The sequence below is a fragment of the Natrinema sp. HArc-T2 genome (genome assembly GCF_041821085.1).
Lineage (GTDB): Archaea > Halobacteriota > Halobacteria > Halobacteriales > Natrialbaceae > Natrinema.
The window spans coordinates 323,395-340,186 of sequence record NZ_JBGUAZ010000004.1 but is presented as its reverse complement, the minus strand read 5'-3'; the positions used below and the strand labels follow the sequence as shown (position 1 = coordinate 340,186).

17 protein-coding genes are annotated in these 16,792 nt (G+C 62.1%); 8 read left to right on the top strand and 9 right to left on the bottom strand.

Features of this window, described 5'->3' with window-relative positions:
- The first annotated feature begins 102 nt into the window (after window positions 1-102).
- Window positions 103-372: a co-chaperone YbbN gene (locus ACERI1_RS12465; protein ID WP_008010616.1), complete on the top strand. Its 270-nt coding sequence runs from the start codon at window positions 103-105 to the stop codon at window positions 370-372.
- 134 nt (window positions 373-506) lie between these two features.
- Here ACERI1_RS12465 and npdG read toward each other — a convergent pair whose 3' ends face one another.
- Together npdG and ACERI1_RS12455 are read right to left on the bottom strand one after the other, a co-directional pair.
- Window positions 507-1,175: an NADPH-dependent F420 reductase gene (gene npdG, locus ACERI1_RS12460; RefSeq protein ID WP_373618502.1), complete on the bottom strand. Its 669-nt coding sequence runs from the start codon at window positions 1,173-1,175 to the stop codon at window positions 507-509.
- A 91-nt stretch (window positions 1,176-1,266) separates the two neighbouring features.
- Window positions 1,267-1,524 (bottom strand): hypothetical protein, encoded by a 258-nt coding sequence (locus ACERI1_RS12455; protein ID WP_373618557.1) that lies wholly within the window; start codon window positions 1,522-1,524, stop codon window positions 1,267-1,269.
- Window positions 1,525-1,617: 93 nt separating this feature from the next.
- On the opposite strand from ACERI1_RS12455, the gene ACERI1_RS12450 reads away from it, so the two are divergent.
- From ACERI1_RS12450 to ACERI1_RS12440, 3 genes are all read left to right on the top strand, one after another.
- Window positions 1,618-2,457 carry a glycerophosphodiester phosphodiesterase gene (locus tag ACERI1_RS12450; protein WP_373618501.1) on the top strand — a complete coding sequence of 280 codons (840 nt, stop codon included), beginning with the start codon at window positions 1,618-1,620 and terminating at the stop codon, window positions 2,455-2,457.
- A gap of 351 nt (window positions 2,458-2,808) precedes the next feature.
- Complete coding sequence (locus ACERI1_RS12445; RefSeq protein WP_373618500.1) at window positions 2,809-5,280, top strand: cbb3-type cytochrome c oxidase subunit I; 2,472 nt, start codon at window positions 2,809-2,811, stop codon at window positions 5,278-5,280.
- A gap of 89 nt (window positions 5,281-5,369) precedes the next feature.
- Entirely contained in the window at window positions 5,370-6,137 is a 768-nt protein-coding gene (locus ACERI1_RS12440) for a Nif3-like dinuclear metal center hexameric protein (protein ID WP_373618499.1), read from the top strand.
- Here ACERI1_RS12440 and ACERI1_RS12435 read toward each other — a convergent pair whose 3' ends face one another.
- Together ACERI1_RS12435 and ACERI1_RS12430 are read right to left on the bottom strand one after the other, a co-directional pair.
- The gene (locus tag ACERI1_RS12435) at window positions 6,138-6,458 is read right to left on the bottom strand and encodes an ester cyclase (protein ID WP_373618498.1); all 321 of its coding nucleotides are present in this window, start codon (window positions 6,456-6,458) and stop codon (window positions 6,138-6,140) included.
- A gap of 246 nt (window positions 6,459-6,704) precedes the next feature.
- On the bottom strand, window positions 6,705-7,094 hold the full coding sequence (locus tag ACERI1_RS12430; protein ID WP_373618497.1) for a putative quinol monooxygenase: 390 nt from the start codon (window positions 7,092-7,094) through the stop codon (window positions 6,705-6,707).
- A gap of 261 nt (window positions 7,095-7,355) precedes the next feature.
- On the opposite strand from ACERI1_RS12430, the gene ACERI1_RS12425 reads away from it, so the two are divergent.
- Window positions 7,356-8,408 carry a deoxyhypusine synthase gene (locus ACERI1_RS12425; RefSeq protein WP_373618496.1) on the top strand — a complete coding sequence of 351 codons (1,053 nt, stop codon included), beginning with the start codon at window positions 7,356-7,358 and terminating at the stop codon, window positions 8,406-8,408.
- A 39-nt stretch (window positions 8,409-8,447) separates the two neighbouring features.
- Here the strand turns inward: ACERI1_RS12425 and ACERI1_RS12420 are convergent, their stop codons facing one another.
- The gene (locus ACERI1_RS12420; RefSeq protein ID WP_373618495.1) at window positions 8,448-8,849 is read right to left on the bottom strand and encodes a pyridoxamine 5'-phosphate oxidase family protein; all 402 of its coding nucleotides are present in this window, start codon (window positions 8,847-8,849) and stop codon (window positions 8,448-8,450) included.
- 267 nt (window positions 8,850-9,116) lie between these two features.
- Between ACERI1_RS12420 and ACERI1_RS12415 the strand changes: the two genes are divergently transcribed.
- Complete coding sequence (locus ACERI1_RS12415) at window positions 9,117-9,341, top strand: hypothetical protein (protein WP_373618494.1); 225 nt, start codon at window positions 9,117-9,119, stop codon at window positions 9,339-9,341.
- Between the two features lie 196 nt (window positions 9,342-9,537).
- Here the strand turns inward: ACERI1_RS12415 and ACERI1_RS12410 are convergent, their stop codons facing one another.
- Both ACERI1_RS12410 and ACERI1_RS12405 read right to left on the bottom strand, forming a co-directional pair.
- Window positions 9,538-10,167 (bottom strand): class I SAM-dependent methyltransferase, encoded by a 630-nt coding sequence (locus tag ACERI1_RS12410; protein ID WP_373618493.1) that lies wholly within the window; start codon window positions 10,165-10,167, stop codon window positions 9,538-9,540.
- 101 nt (window positions 10,168-10,268) lie between these two features.
- Window positions 10,269-11,522, bottom strand: a complete 1,254-nt coding sequence (locus ACERI1_RS12405; protein WP_373618492.1) for a cation:proton antiporter — start codon at window positions 11,520-11,522, stop codon at window positions 10,269-10,271.
- Between the two features lie 218 nt (window positions 11,523-11,740).
- Between ACERI1_RS12405 and ACERI1_RS12400 the strand changes: the two genes are divergently transcribed.
- Window positions 11,741-12,577, top strand: a complete 837-nt coding sequence (locus ACERI1_RS12400) for an ion transporter (protein WP_373618491.1) — start codon at window positions 11,741-11,743, stop codon at window positions 12,575-12,577.
- 402 nt (window positions 12,578-12,979) lie between these two features.
- Window positions 12,980-14,374, top strand: coding sequence for an FAD-dependent oxidoreductase (locus ACERI1_RS12395; protein WP_373618490.1), 1,395 nt, complete (start codon window positions 12,980-12,982; stop codon window positions 14,372-14,374).
- Window positions 14,375-14,511: 137 nt separating this feature from the next.
- Here the strand turns inward: ACERI1_RS12395 and ACERI1_RS12390 are convergent, their stop codons facing one another.
- The gene (locus tag ACERI1_RS12390; protein WP_373618489.1) at window positions 14,512-14,994 is read right to left on the bottom strand and encodes a pyridoxamine 5'-phosphate oxidase family protein; all 483 of its coding nucleotides are present in this window, start codon (window positions 14,992-14,994) and stop codon (window positions 14,512-14,514) included.
- Window positions 14,995-15,058: 64 nt separating this feature from the next.
- Window positions 15,059-16,714, bottom strand: coding sequence for an ATP-binding protein (locus ACERI1_RS12385; protein ID WP_373618488.1), 1,656 nt, complete (start codon window positions 16,712-16,714; stop codon window positions 15,059-15,061).
- Between the last annotated feature and the right edge of the window lie 78 nt (window positions 16,715-16,792).

The window sequence follows — 16,792 nt, the reverse complement described above, 5'->3', positions numbered from 1 at the left end:
CCCTCGAACTAAACCTTTCGACCGGTCCGTGTCGTCGATGACGGCAATGCAATAGCAGTGGGAAACCCTTATGCGCGGCGCGTGGCAACTAGGGTTGACCGCATGACCGTCACACTCAAGGACTTCTACGCTGACTGGTGTGGCCCCTGCAAGACCCAGGACCCGATCCTCGAGGAGCTCGAGGAAGACTGGGAGGGCCAGTTCGAAGTCGAGAAAGTAAACGTCGACGAACAGCAAGACGTCGCCAACGAGTACCAGGTCCGATCGCTGCCGACGCTCGTCATCGAGAACGACGACGGCATCGTCGAGCGCTTCGTCGGCGTCACCCAGCGTGACGACCTCGAGGACGCCCTCGAGTCCGCCGGCGCGTAGACGACCAGCACCAGCGGTGATTATTCTCGTTTCACCGACCGACGAGCGGTCGCACTGTCACAGTCTGCTCGTCGCACAGAGTGACCCGGACCACTCTCGAGCAACGTGGCCAGCGACCGCACGAGAGCCGCTGTCTAGATCCACTTCACGCCGACGTCGTGCATGTCGTCGTTGTACTTCGCGATGTTGATGACCAGCGGCGTGACGCTCTCGACTTCTGCCGCGTTGGCCAGCGGACCAGCCTCGAGCGCGCGTAGTCCCTCGAGCTCGCGTGCGAGGTTGCAGACGGTGTCGCGGGCCGTGTCGTCGTCGGCGACGACGAGCGTATCGAGGTCGAGGTCGGTCTCGAGATCGGCGAGTGCGCCGGCCGCGAGGTTGTGGAACGCGCCGACGACGGGGACCTCGTCGGGGGCCCGCTCGGCGACGAGTTCGGTCACGCTGCCGGTCGACGGCGGATGGTAGTGGAGGCCATCTTCGTCGCCTTTCATGCCGACAGCGGGGGTCACGAGGACCGTGTCCGAATCGAGGTTGTCGGCGACTGCCTCGACGGTGTCGCCGACGTGGTACGGCGGGACGCTGAGCACGACGATATCCGCGCGGTCGGCGGCCATCTCGTTGACGAAGCCCTTGATGTCGACCGAGTCGGTGTGGTCCTCGAGCGCCGCCTCGTAGTCTGCGACCGCATCGCGGGCCTTTTCGGGATCTCGCGAGCCAATGAGCAGTTCGTGACTCGTATCTCGCCCGAACCGGAGCGCGAGTCCTTCGCCGATATCGCCAGTGCCGCCAAGTAGCGCAATTCGCATACCTCTCTCTCGGGACGGGACGCGAATAAAAGGGCGGGAGGGTGGCCGATCTCGCCGGGTTCTCGCGTGAGGGCTCTGCTCGATGTGACTCCTATGGTGCGTCGTCTTCGGTGGGATTCATTGCGGCACCCAGTCCGCTGTCGTAGACGTCGCGCTCGCTCACCTCGCGAAGCCGCTGGTCGAGTCGCGTTGCGAGTTCCTGCCGGCGGTCCTCGTCGACATCGGGCTCGCCCGCGAGCGCGCGAACGTCGTCTCGAGCGGCTTGCAACACGGTGACGGCACTCTCGGTTTCGAGGTCGGCGGCGCGATCGAGTGTGCGCTCGACGATCGCGAGCGTGGGCTCGGTCATAGCGGCGGTTCGCAGGGAGTTGGCATCAACGCCGGGCCAGAACATGCCACGTTCGAGCGGGAGTTCCATTAGCCGGCCCGCCGACGGTCACTTATGGCACGTCCTGCCGTCATCGCTCACCGTGGCTACGCCGGTGTCGCACCTGAAAATACCGTCGAAGCGGCCACGCGTGCAGTTGCCGATGACGAGACTGCGATGCTCGAGGTCGACGTTCAGCCCGCCGCCTGCGGCACCCCGGTGGTGATCCACGACGAACACCTCGATGGGAGTCGCGACGGTCGCCCGCTAACGGACGCAGCCGGGCTCGTCTGGGAGACACCGCTCGAGGAACTGCAGGAGGCACACGTTCTCGGTACCGACGCGACGGTGCCGACGCTGGCCGACTTTCTCGCGGCTGTCCCCGAGACCGTCGGCGTCAACGTCGAACTGAAAAATCCCGGGACGACAGAGCTACGTGTCGGTGAGTCGCTCTCGTCGAGCGAGCGCGATCAGCGCCGCGAACTGTGGCAGCCGTTCGTCGAGTGTGTCGTCGCCAACTGTGCGGCGTTCGGCGGCGACCTGCTGTTCTCGTCGTTTTGCGAGGGTGCGATCGCAGCGTTGCGGGAAATCGCCGACTACGCTGTGGCACCGCTGGTGTGGGACGACCTCGAAGCGGGTCTCGAGATCGCACGCCGCTATGATTGCGAGGCGATCCATCCACCGCGGAACGCGATCGCCGGGATACACCTGAGCGAAACGGCCTATGCTGGCGTGTCAGCCGGTGGTCCCGAAGTAGACGTTCTCGAGGTAGCCCACGCGGAGGGGCGAGCGGTCAACGTCTGGACGGCGACGAACTGGGTGCAGTTCGACACGCTCGCGGCAGCTGGCGTCGACGGCATCGTCGCTGACTATCCCGGGTTGGCTCGAGACTTGAGTGACGATCAGAGCCACTGACCGTCAGTGCACACCTGATCGTACGACAGCTGTGCGATCAGTGTGTCAACCGTTTCAGTTGTTACTATAGCGATCGACGCGCTTGGTGTCTTGGCTCGTGTCTGTCGTTGCTCGAGTCTCGATTGAAACTCGTCTCCCGGTCGGATTGTCACTGCGTGTTCCGGCAGGTAAGTAGTGCCTGCAGATGCGTCGTGTACCTTGATGCGTGCTATCGTGGTAAGACGGCGAGTATGAGTCTCCGTCGCGTACCGAGGTGCTGTCTCGGTCGGTGTTTCGAACCGCTTCGTCACAGCGTCTCCGACGTGACGATGGCTGTGTGGGGCGCCACCCGGGTTGTGGAGGTGGTGGCCGATGAGTGAGTTCCCGCCGCGAACGACGATCAAGCGCTGGCTGGTGACGACGAATCACAAGGACGTCGGGATTCTCTACTTGTTTACTGCGCTGTTCCTGCTCGTCGCCGGTGGCGTCCTCGCGTTGCTGTTCCGGATCCACCTGTGGGAAGCAGGCGGGATCGGCTTTCTGACGAACACGCAGTACAATCAGGCGGTGTCAGTCCACGGGCTCTTGATGGTCTTCTGGTTTATTTCGCCGCTTGGCTTCGCCTTCGCGAACTACGTCGTCCCCTTACAGATCGGAGCGAAAGACCTCGCCTTTCCCCGACTGAACGCGCTGAGCTACTGGTTCTATCTCTTCTCTGGACTTCTCATCCTACTGTCTTTTTTCCAGGGGACGACGTGGGCAAACGGCTGGTACATGTACGCGCCGCTGAACGTTCCGATATACAACCCTGGCTATACGCTGTCCATGGGTGGCAACACGACGATTCTCGCGCTGACGCTGTTCGTCATGTCGGTCACTCTCGGTTCGGTGAACTTCCTGACGACGATCCACTGCTGTCGCGCTGAGGGGATGGGGCTCTGGAACATGCCACTGTTTACGTGGGGGACGTTGCTGACCGTCTGGATGATGCTGTTTGCCTTCGCGGCGCTGCTGGCCGCGCTCATCCTCATGCTTACCGACCGCATCCTGCTGACCCAGTACTTGTCGTCGACCGCGCAAGGCTCGAGTCTCCTCTGGGGACACATCTTCTGGTTCTTCGGCCATCCGGAGGTGTACATCGTCTTCTTCCCCGCGCTGGGGATCATGTTCGAGATCGTCCAGACGTTCACTGGTCGTCGGCTGGTCGGTCGCAAGTGGGTCATCATCGCGATGGTGCTCGTCGCGATCCAGTCCTTTTTGGTCTGGATGCACCACATGTTCCTGACGACGATCAACCTCCCGATCAAGACGCTGTTTATGGCGACGACGATCGGGATCTCGTTGCCCTTCGACCTGATGGTCTTCGCGATGATCTATACGATGGTCAAGGGTCGGGTGCGGTTTACGACGCCGTTCCTGTTCGTCCTTGGCGCGCTCGTGTTGTTCATTATCGGTGGGATCACCGGCGTCTTCCTCGGCGCAGTCGTCCTCGACTACGAGTTCCGTGGCACCTACTGGGTCGTCGCGCACTTCCACTACGTGATGGTCTCCGGTGTCACCGCGCTGATCGGCGGCCTCTACTACTGGTGGCCCAAGATCACCGGCAAGATGTACTCCGAACGGCTGGGAAAACTCAGCTTCGCCGTCTACTTCATCGGGTTCAACCTGCTGTACTTTCCGATGTTCATCGCCTGGGAGACGCCCCGGCGAGTCTTCCACTACGCCGAGAGCGCACAGATCTATCAGCAGCTCGCGACCGTCGGCGCATTCGTCCTCGCCCTGTCGATTCTGCTCGTCTTCATCACGCTGGCAAAGAGCATTGTCTCGGGGCCGGACGCCCCCGACAACCCGTGGCAGTTCGCACGCACTGCCGAGTGGGCGACGACCTCGCCCCCGCCACTGGAAAACTGGCCAAACCGACCCAGCTACGCCAGCGGCGAGTTGCGGTTCGTCGATGACGCGACCGCGGCAGACGGGGGCGCGGTCGCCCACGGCAAGGCAGGCCAGGCCGAGTCCCTCGAGACCGAACACGAAGATCACGCGAGCATCTGGCCGTTCGGGATCGGGATCGGGATGTTCGTTACCTTCCTCGGGCTCTCCGGGCTGACGCCCTTCGTCGCCGAGTTTGCGGTCCCACGCGGGGCTGAACTTCCCGGTACTGCTGCCAGCTCGCCGAACGTCCTCTATCCCGTGCTGTCGCTCGTCGGTGTCGCCATCCTCGGCTACACGCTCTTCGAATACGGTCGCGAGGAATTCAACGCACCCGAGATGACGATCGCCGAACGCTGGCCGTTCGAGGGCGTCGGCACGACCAAAACCGGCGTCTGGTTCTTCCTGGCGTCGGACGTCGTCGTCTTCGGGGCCGTCATCGGCGGCTACGTCTTCATGCGGCTCAACGCGGGCTGGGGGACGATCGAACCCGTCCCGCCATCCGAGATCATCGGGCTGGTCAACACCTACGTGCTGTTGACCTCGAGTTTCACGGTCGTTCTCGCGCTGATGATGGCCGAACGCGGGAACAGACGCGGCCTGCTGGCGTCGATGGGCGCGACGCTGGCACTCGGGGTCACCTTCCTCGGGATCAAGGGCTACGAGTGGAGCCAAGAGTTCGCCCACGACATCTACTGGTTTACCGACCTCGAGTACTCGATGTACTTCGTGACGACCGGCCTGCACGCCTTACACGTCATCCTCGGCCTGCTCATCGCCGGGTTCATGGTCTATCGGATCCTGACCGTCGACGCCTATCTCGAGGACGATCGACCGGTAGAGTACTTCGGGCTCTACTGGCACTTCGTCGACATCGTCTGGGTGATCCTCTTCCCGCTGTTCTACCTCATGTAGCGCGGCCCCCTCGTTTTGTTCGAAGCGATGTGTGACTCGTCGAAACTGAATCAGTCGGATACAAGGAGAGCGCCGCCGAACGGTCGGCTATGGAACTTGCGCGCGTCGTCGATCGACTCGACGCGGAGCTTCGAACCGCAGACTATGCCGACCTCGATGCGAGCGCGAACGGCCTTCAGGTCGGCCCGGACGAGGCCGACATCGAACGCGTCGCGTTCGCCGTTGACGGCGTCCGCGAGACGTTCGAGACGGCGATCGAAGCCGACGCGGACCTGCTGGTCGTCCACCACGGCATCTCGTGGGGCGGGTTCGATCGCGTCACCGGTCGGACCTACGGCCGGCTCGCGCCGTTGCTCGAGCACGACCTCGCGCTGTACGTCTCACACCTGCCGCTCGACGGCCACCAGGAACTTGGCAACGCCGCGGGGGTCTCCGACGTACTCGACCTCGAAGAGCGCACGCCGTTCGGCGAACTCGGCCCCGAGTACATCGGCCAGCGCGGGACGGCAGCCAACCCCTACAGTCCCGACGAAGTGCGCGAGCGCCTCGAGGCAACCCTCGATACGGGCGGTCAGCCGGTCCAGCACCTCGCCTTTGGCCCCGACGACATCGACGATGTCGCGATCGTCACCGGCAGCGGCACCGACTGGCTCGCCGAGGCCGTCGCGGCCGACGCGGACGCGCTGGTGACTGGCGAAGGGAAAGGAAAGGCCTACCACGAGGCCAAAGAAGCCGGCATTCACGTCTTCCTTGCGGGACACTACGCGACCGAGACGTTCGGCGTGCGATCGCTGCAGGCGTTGGTCGAGGGGTGGGGGCTCGAGACGACGTATCTCGACGTGCCGACGGGACTGTAGTCACCCCCAGCGGTAAGCTGTCATCTCGCGGCCGGTCGGCGGGATGCCGTTGTATTCGCCATTGTGTGTTGCTGTCACTGTCCATTCCTTCATGACCATCTCATCGTCGGCGAGGATGTTGTCTACCGTGACGTGCCAGTCGGGGAACCCCGTCCGGAGGTCCCGGAGATACGCTTCAAACGCTTCGCGGCTGTGAAACTCGCCGTCAGACAGTGATGGCACGTACACGTCAACCGAGTCGGCAACGACATCCAACTTCGAGAAGTCCCCGTTCCACAACTCTCTATACTCACGTTCGACATCTACTGCGGTCTGTGTCATGAGAAATCACCATTCTGGGAACGTTTCCCAGCCAGTCGTTTCCACTCCTCCCGTCATCGCATAACGTTCGTTCGAAACTCCGACGGCATGTGTGTTAAAATCAACCATGCTCAGGAGATCGTCGGGACAGTCGTCGGTTCCAGCACCTGACAGAGACGCGCTATATATTCAGCAGCGCGTTCGCCAACTGCTCAATCTCTGTCAGTAACAGCATGACCGATAAAGAGGATGGATTCAGCACACGGGTCAGCCGACAGAAACCCGATCGATTCCGTCGTGACGGTCGTGGATCGACACGTGTCCGTGTCCCAGCGTCGATGCCTTCTCCTCGAATTGGCGGACGAGTTCCTCGCTCGGCCGTCCGTACACGTCGATAGCCTCGAGGTCGATGAACTCACCGACCGGGGGGAACTTCGGGCCCGCAACCTCCATGTGATACGCCAGTGATGCCGAGTCAGCGTGCGTGTGCACGACGGCCATTTGGGTGCCGTCATCACTGAAGTAGACGTCGTACGATAGGATGTCCGGTTCGTTGGCGTCGACGAAATCCACCAGATCAGACATCGCTGCCTTGAGTTCGTCCAGTTTTCCATCACGTACTGTCGACTGGTCGACGTACACAATCACGTCAGACACCCCTCTCCGTTGTGGTTAGCTCCATTGTTCTCAGTTCTCTACACGCCGGCAGACTATGGTGGCCTTTTCGCATGCCAGTAGAGTCGGGAGCCAAACAAGATACGCGCCTTGTATCTTGCACGGGTCCAAGAGCATCTATCACAATTGGCATGGGTCCTGATGGTCAGTACGCATTGTGGGTGAACGGTTTCATGACTCTCTCGAGGCGACGAAACGACCCGAACCGCGACGTTCAAACCGGTGGCTCGCGCATGCGAGAACATGAGCGACGAGCACGATCACGACAGCGACGCCGACGGCGACGCGGACGGCCACCACGAGCCAGAGCGGGAGACCTTCTCGCACGATCCGATCGGCCACGCCGAAGTCCGGGCCGGAATGACGGTCGGCGAACTCGCCGACGAGTACGGGGCGGCTGGCGTCGGCGCGGCGAACCTCCATGAGGCCGTCGACATCACCGAAGCGATGTTCGACGACGACGTGACCGTCTTCTTCAGCCTCGCGGGTGCGATGGTGCCGACCGGCATGCGCGCGATCGTCGCCGATCTCATCCGTGACGGCTACATCGACGTGCTGGTCACGACGGGGGCGAACCTCACCCACGACGCGATCGAGGCCATCGGCGGCAAACACCACCACGGCGAGGTGACCGCCGAGGACAAGACCGAACGCGAACACGACGAGCAACTGCGTGACGAGGGTGTCGACCGCATCTACAACGTCTATCTCCCACAGGAGTTTTTCGCGACGTTCGAATCGCACCTGCGCGAGGAGGTCTTCCCGGTGCTCGAGGAGGAGGGCGTCGTCTCGATCCAGCGGCTCACCGAGGAACTCGGTCGGGCCAACGCCGAGGTGAACGAGCGCGACGACGTCCACGAAGATCCCGGCATCGCCGCCGCGGCGTACGAAAACGACGTGCCGATCTACTGTCCCGCCGTTCAGGACTCCGTGCTGGGTCTGCAGGCGTGGATGTATTCCCAGACGTCCGACTTCTCGCTGGACGCGCTGGCCGACATGACGCCGCTGACCGATATCGCCTACCACGCCGACGAGGCCGCCGCGTTCGTCGTCGGCGGTGGCGTCCCGAAGAACTTCACCCTCCAGACGATGCTCGTCTCGCCCGACGCCTACGACTACGCCGTCCAGTTGACAATGGACCCCCAACAGACCGGGGGCCTCTCCGGGGCGACCTTGGACGAGGCGCGCTCGTGGGGCAAACTCGAGAAAGACGCCGAAAACGTCTCGGTCTACGCCGATGCGACGATCACGCTTCCGCTGGTCATCGCGGCCGCGCGCGAACGACTCGAGAACTGATCGAGCGCAGCCACCCCGCGTGCGGGCTGGCGTGTATCGCTACTCGAGGGTGTCGTCGTACATCCGATACGTCGCCGAGCCGACGTCGATCCGCACCAGCGTGTTCTCGGCGTAGGCGTCGGGACCTGCACCGTACTTCTCGTTGATCCGGCGGCGAGCCGCAGCCGTTTCGTCCTCGGCTTCGATCACCGTCGCCGTCCCGAGTAGCGACACCATCCAGCGTGCCTGTCCTGTCTCGTCATTCTGGACCGAGAGGGCAACCCGCGGATTCTGCCTGATGTTCGCCAGCTTTCGGCCCGTCGTCACGATCTCGACGACCTCGTCGGCGTACCGGTACCAGACCGGTGCGACGTGGGGTCGTCCATCGATGCAGGTACCCAGATGGGCCATCAGTGGCTCGTCCTCGAGCAATCGTTCTGCCTCCGGTGGAACGGTCGACACACGAGATGCGCCCACGGCGACGGTGAAAAACGTCGGCCTTTGGATGGGCGCCGCGAGTCACCCTCGCGTGGGCTATTGTGACAACTGAACCGAACGATACACGCCATGGTAGTTGTTTTCACACACCATCGCCCGGAGATGAGATTTATCATGAACTTTTATAACCATGGGGGCAGTACGAGGGTGTACAGATGTCGGTCGTACACGTAGCAGCCTGAGTTCATTGCCGATCAGCACCGATTTCGACGACACCAACACCCGACCGACATGCACACAGAATACCTGACCCGAACCGACTCCGAGCCCGAACCGACGACTGACCGAACGCGAGCGACACCTGCGAGCACGAACACGACTCCGCTCGAGGACCCGCGAACGGCGACCGACCGCGCCCCCCGGATGTTCTCCTATCAGAACCGGGCGCGACTCGAGAATCTAGTCGACGAGTGGAACGCGGCGTTTGCATCCGGAACCACGAACGAAGCGGCGTAAGGAAGACCTGTTCTGTCGAATCCAAACCGTCTTTGGAGCGACGGCCCTACGCTCGCGTGGCCGATGACGATGCACCCGCTCCGAGCCGGACTCGGCATCCGTCCGTGACGAGCCCTATGAGTGCCGAGGCCTGCTTTTGAGAACGGTCATGGTCGCTTCGTTGTGGCCGCTTACTCGCTCGAGCGCTCAGTAACGACTAGGCCTGTGGCGTCCGGAACGTTCGAATCGTATCTCGCTTGCCGGATGTGGCCTCGAGTTCGCGCAGGCCCAGCTCGGTAAACACACGGTTCCAGTCGCGGTGGTACAGCGGGAAGTCGTCGTTGACGTAGCTCACGTCGGTATCTGCCGACTCTGACTCGTCGCCGTCGCACTCGCCCTCGTTTTCGATCGTAATGAGGAGGTCGGCAGTGATTCGGGCTAGGTCCTCGAACACCCACTCGGCGTCGGGGTGAAGATGTTGGAGCGTCTCGACCGAGTAGACGACGTCGAACTGGTCGTCGTCGAACTCGCCGACGACGGTTTCGATCGAGTCGTGGTAGAACGTTCCGTCGGCAGCAAGTTCGGGGTAGGCCTCTGCCATGACGTCGAACGCGTCGTCGTTGACATCGATTCCAGACAGGGTTTCGAAGCCATCGTCGTGGAGATGCGCGAGGTGACGGCCCGAACTACAGCCGACCTCGAGAATAGATACGTCTCGGTCGACGAGCCGATCGAGAATGCTGCGGATCGTCTCACTCGTCTCGTCAGGCCCGTAGTAGGCGTAATATTCCGGTGAGTATTCGCCGGACCGGTCTGCCCACTGGCGACGGACCTCTGTAGAATTCACGTGTGCTAGTGCCGACGAACACGTAAAGTCTAGGTGGTCTCTCTCGCCCGCTTCCACGCGTCAATTTCGAGTTCATGCCGACATCGCAGCCGCCGAGGTCGTTACTCCGCCCTGTCGGATGCACCGAGACGTGATGCACGCTCCTGGATCCCAGTCACACGGAGGACCGTTGGCATCAGCAACCCCTGGACGAGCGCACCGGTTATCGCGACGCCGAAGACTACCGTCTGAATGAACTCGCGGTGTGGGAGCCCTGCGGGCAGCCCGAGCGCCAGTGCGATGGGAACGACGGTGTGTAGCCCGCCCCAGACGAGCATGTGTTGATAGCTCCGTGGCGTCTTCGTCGCGGCAGTCACGTTCACGATTCCGACCAGACTGTAGACGACCACTGCCCGCACGAGCAAGACGAGGACGGTCGCGACGAGTATCGACCACAGGTGCGTGACCAGACTGGCGATCTGGACCTGCGCGCCGATGAGGACGTACACCAACGTCGAGAGGAGAAACGAGCCGCCTTCCCAGGTGTCGCGGACGAACTCGAGGGTGTCGCGATCGATCTCGAGTCCCTCGCTGGCGGTCGTCTCCACGAACAGGCCTGCACCCACCGTCGCGAGGATGCCGCTGACGCCGACGACGCTCGTGGCGATGACATAGCTCCCGTATGCCACCAGGACGGTACTGAGCAAGACCGCCATTCGTTCGGGAACGCGGCGAATGAACTGCGTGGCGGCGTATCCGAGAACGCTCCCGATGAGGAAGCCACCGACGCCGACGACGAGGAGTTCGAGCACGACCGTGCTGGCGAGTCCGGAACCGCCCGTCGCCGGTGGGTGCTCGGCGATGAGTACGAGCAGGACGTTGACGATAACGACCGCGACGCCATCGTTGAACAGGCTCTCGCTGTCGATGATGACCGACAGCCGCTCCGGCGCGTCGATCTCCTCGAACAGCGAGAGAACGGCGACCGGATCCGTCGGCACCACGATCCCGGCCAGCAACAGCGAAACCAGCACTGGAAGCCCGAACGCGACCGCCGTAACCGCACCGAGCAGTGCGACCGCCAGCGGGACCCCGACCACGACTAAGACGAGCGGCACGACGATGTTCTCGCGCAACACCCTGCGATTCAACTTGATCACCCCGTTAAACAGGATCAGCGGGAGCACGAGGGACATAATCACGTCGTGAGACAGCCGAAGTCCGACATCGATGGGCTGGACCGAAATCCCAACCCCGACCAGAATCAGGAGAATCGAGTAGGGAATCTCGAGCCAGACGTCGACGAGGATCCTGATCGCCAGTGCGAGAGCAAGCAGTGCGAGGACACGATACAGAAACTCGAGCGCCGCGCTCATCACCGCACTACTCTACGCGAATAGGCTAATACCCGGTTGATACACAGTCGTGGTCGTCCGTTGGAACGGAGTGTTCGACGTGTTTCGGTGTCGTCCGCGACGCGAGCACGCGACTAGAGGGTGTTGCAAGCCAGCGAACTCGGTCGCAGATGGCTCGAGGCGACTCCCACGTACGGATCCGAGGGTCTACATGGTTCGCCCTCGGAGACTACTGCCGAATGCCAGCCGAACCGTCGCCTGAGAGCCGCGATCGTCAGGAGACCGTTCGTTTCTACCTGATCGATCACCGGACGCCGCTTGGAAAAGCGATCGACATCGTGCTGTTGGTCTTGAACGTCGTGTTCGTCGCCCTCTTCGTCGCCGAGACCTACGCGCTCCCGTCGGCGATTCAGGCGACGCTCTGGCGACTCGAGGTCGGGATCGCCGTCGTGTTTCTGGGAGAGTACTTGCTACGACTGTACGGCGCTCGAAATCGTCTCGAGGAGTTTCTCAATCCTTACACCATGGTCGATCTGATCGCGGTTCTCCCGACGTTTCTCGTGTTGTTCGTCCCGGGCGTAACGGTCGTCAACGTCGGGTTCCTCCGTATGCTTCGGGTGTTGCGGGCACTTCGGTTCTATCGGTTCACGCAGGACGCGGAGTTCTTCTTCGGAACGATCACGGACAATTCCTTGCGCGCGCTGAAGTTGCTGTTGACGGTCTTGGTGCTGTTTTTCGTCTCCGCCGGCCTGTTCTACAGCGCCGAACACGCGGTCAATCCGGACGTTGTCACGTTCGGTGATGCGTTCTACTACGTCGTGGTCGCGCTATCGACGGTTGGATTCGGCGATATCGTCCCGGTTACGATCGCGGGGCGATGGGTCACGGTGGCAGCGATCCTGACGGGCATCATCGTCCTTCCGTGGCAGGCGAGCAAGATCGTCCGCGAGTGGAGCCACAGAGAGAAAGTCGACGTGACGTGTCCCAACTGCGGGCTGTCGTCGCACGACCGGGACGCCTCCCACTGTAAGGCCTGCGGGCACGTCATCTACCAGAAGGTCGACTCGAGCGAGTGAGACGGTCTCCTGCCAGTCAGTGCCGGTGGGACCGCGACCGCCCTGTGGGCCCACCGGGACATCGGGACAGCAAACCGTATGAGCCGCCGCGGACAGCGACGCATTCGGTGGGGGTCGCTTCGTGGTACGTCGACTGTCGATATCGTGTGGGGACACGTCCCGAGCTACCGGGTGCAAACCGGCAGTCGAGACATAACCTGCCACCGATGAAGCGGTCGGATACGATGACAATTCGCTCGATTGATCCACGAATCGACCGATATCGCCACCCTACGTACGGTTTCACCGCTGAGCTCACAGTCGTCGATGCCTGTGTAGACAGTTGTCGAAAACGAGGAGGAAAAAATATGAGTTATAGGTCTGGAGTCGAGCGTATGCAGTACCGACCCACACAACCCAATAATGTCTGGTAAATACGACCTAGTTATCGTCGGCGGCGGTATCAGTGGCGCGTCCCTTCTGTACACGACCGCGAAGTTCACTGATATCGACTCGATCGCACTGATCGAGAAGGAATCGGAGATCGCAGCGATCAACTCCCACCACACCAACAACTCCCAGACCCTCCACTTCGGAGATATCGAGACCAACTACACGCTCGAGAAGGCCGAAGAGGTCAAAGAGGCTGCAGAGCTTCTCGCGGGGTATCTCGAGAACCACGACCCCGACCGGGAGATGCACTCCAAGCGCAGCAAGATGGTCCTCGGTGTCGGCGACGAGGAGGTCGCAGAACTCGAGGAGCGCTACCACGAGGAAGGCTTTGGCGACCTCTTCCCGAAGCTGCGCCCGATCGATCGCGAGGAGATCGGCGAACTCGAGCCCAAGGTCGTCGAGGGCCGCGACCCCAACAAGGAGATGCTCGCCCTGCAGACGCCCGACGGCTACGTCGTCGACTACGGCGAGACGTCGAAGTCGTTCGTCGACGAAGCCCGCGAGGAGGCAAACGTCGACGTCTACACCGGCACGGAAGTCACAGACATCACGCCGACGCTCGACGGCTACACGCTCGAGACCGACCGCGGGCGCTTCGACTGTGACGCCACCGTCGTCGCTGCCGGCTCCCACAGCCTGCAGATGGCGAAGGAACTCGGCTACGGGCAGGACAAGGTCCTGCTCCCCATCGCCGGGAGCTTCTTCCTGGCCGACACAGACGACGGCCTCCTGAACGGGAAGGTCTACACGCTCCAGATGAAGAAACTGCCCTTCGCGGCCGTCCACGGCGACGCGGACGTCCACGACGGCAGCATCACCCGCTTCGGACCGACCGCAAAGCTCGTCCCGACGCTCGAGCGCGGTCGCATCTCGACGGTGAAAGACTTCCTCGACGTGTTCGGTCTGAACGCCGCGGCGTTCCTGAGTTACGCCAACATTCTCTCGGACCGCATTCTGCTGCCGTACGTGCTCCGGAACCTCGTCTACGACGTGCCGAACGTCGGTCGGAAGCAGTTCCTACCCCACGTCCAGAAGGTCGTCCCGACCGTCGAACTCGAGGACATCGAGCGCGCGAAAGGCTACGGTGGCGTCCGGCCACAGATCGTCGACACGAAGAACAAATCGCTCGACATGGGCGAGGCCAAGATCGTCGGCGACGATATCATCTTCAACATCACGCCGTCGCCGGGTGCCTCGACGTGTCTCAAAAACGCCATGCGGGACACGCACACGCTGCTTGACTTCCTCGGCGACGACTACGAGTTCGACGAGGAGGCGTTCCGCGAGGAGACGATCGGCCACTTCCCGCGCGCTGACGACTCTGACGACCCGAAAGTGGTCGCACCGAACGCCGACGACGACTGATCGGCCACAGCGGTCCCGTCCAATCGATCCCCGTTTTCGGAAACCGGAGTGCCTACTATCATCGTTTCTATAGTAGCCACTGAACGTCAGTGCACACCTGATCGCACGAGGGCTGTGCGATCCGTCTGTCACTTGTTTCAGTTGTCACTCTCGTCTGCGCTTTCGCTCGAGCCCTCGCCCATCCGCTCGCTGTAATCCCAGCTATAGATCTCGTGGGGCTCGATCCGAATCCGGATCTCCTCGCGAGCGTCGTCGAGCAGCCACACGGCGAGGTCGGAGTCCGTCCCGCCGAGATACCGCTCGAGGAGCGCCCGTAGGACCGCCTTGTCGTGATCGGGTTCGAGTTCGGCAGTCCCGTTGCCCCTAATGCCGCGATAGGGGACGTCGTTGGTCGAAACCTCGAAGGCGACCGCTGGCTCGTGCCGGAGGAAGCGAACGAGCGCCGAACTGGCTCCGGTCGCACACTCGAGCCTGCCGTCGCGGTAGCGATACCACAGCGTGACGAGCCACAGCGAGCCGTCCGGTCGCTGGGTGGCGACGCGGAGTGGAATCGTCACCTCCTGTAAGAAGGTCTCGACTTCGGGTTCGGACCAGGTGCCGCGGAAGTCTGGTGCGGGCATACTCGAGACGACACCTCACAGTCGCAAAAAGCTCAACCACGGGAGTGGGAGGGTGACGGGCGCACTACTTGGCTTTTGGTAGCGTGATTACGAAGACGGCGCCCTCGGGCTCGTTGTCTTCGACCCAGATGTCGCCGCCATAGGCGTCGACTAGGGTCTTGGCCAAATACAGGCCGAGTCCAGTTCCGGCACTTTCGAGTCCGCGCGCGCCTTTGCCGAAGATATCGTCCTTTTGCGCGTCAGGGACGCCGGGACCGTTGTCCGCGACGCGAACGGTGACCTTGCTTGCGTCGTCGCTCACCGAAACGGCTACCTTGGGAACCGCCTTGTCATTGTGTTGGATGGCGTTTTTTACCAGATTTCGGAAGACCGAGGCGAGCATCTCGTTTGCCACCACTTCCGTCTCGGAGGCCTCCCAGTCGACGGTGATGTCTGCCGTCGTATACTGTGTCCGGACCTCCCCAACGACATCCGTGATGAGGGGTTTCAGACGAACCTGCTGCTGATCGTCTACGTTCGCAAGCATCACGTCGGCCATCTCCCGCGCCGTCTCCGTCAACTCGACCGCCTGCGTCGCACTGTCTCGGAGCGTCTCGAGGTATTCTTCGTCGTCGCTTCCCGCTTCGACGTGGTCGGCCAGCAGGTCCGCGTAGGCGAGTACGATCTGCAGGTCGTTGCGGATATCGTGGCGCAACACTTGATTCAACGTCTCGAGGTTGTCACGCTGGGTCTCGAGTCGACGTTCGTATTCTTGCCGCTCGCGCATATGCCCGTCGAGCGTCCGACTCAACTGATTGAACCCGTGCTCGATGTGCTGCCACTCGTCTGCTCCCTCGAGTTCGATGCGGGTTTGATACTCCTGATGTTCGAGCGCTTCGAAGCCGGTCAGCACCTGGTCGAGTTGCGCGAGGCTTCGCCGGTAGACCCACCACCCGAACAGGGAGAGCGTGCCGAGTACGAACAGGAGAGCACCGCTTTGAAGGGTCGAGAGCTCTCGACTCCGTTCTTGTAGCGGTACTCGACTTTCCTTGACGCTCACCGTCCACCCGGTCTCCGAGAGCGTTGTCTGGTGTTCCATCAGGTCGGTGTTCGGTGACGGCGCGGCCGTATAGATGCGCTTGCCGGATTGTGACTCGATCGTCAACCCCTGTTCGTCCTCGAGCGTCGCGGTAAACTGTGAGAAGAAGTCCCCGTGTTTCAGGTGAAACGCCGCGTTGAGCGTGCCGACACGCGTGCCGTTCTCGGAAAGCGGTGTACTGATCGTCAGGATGTAGTTGCCGGAGTCGGCTTCGATCGGCTCGCTCACGTACGTCTCCCCGGCCATCGCGCGCTGGAAGTACACGCGATCGCTGAAATCTGCGCCGACGGTTGCGTCCGGCCTGCCGGAGTCAGCGACGATGTTCGTCATCGTCCCGTTGGCGGCGATGACGGACGCGCCGGCGAACGATGACCGCTCGACGAACGTCTCGAGGGTGCGTCGCTGGGACGCGCTTCCGTGGCGTGTAAGCGTCGGGTTCGTCGCCTCGATCTCGGTGGTTCGCTGCAGGGCGTCGAGTTGCCCGTCGAGTTCGGACTGGACGTGCATCGTCGCTCGCTCGAGTTCCGCTTGCTCGTGTGTGAAAAGCGCCTCCTTGTGGTGTTGAAAGCCGACGACGACGGAAGCCGTGAGGACCACCGCGATAAGCGCGAGTAAGAGAACGAACAGGCGCTTCGTCTTCATCGACTGTCTCTTGGGCTTCCAGACAGTGAAGATACTGATTCACGCTGCCGCACAGGTCAAATTAGATAGTTGTTCCAC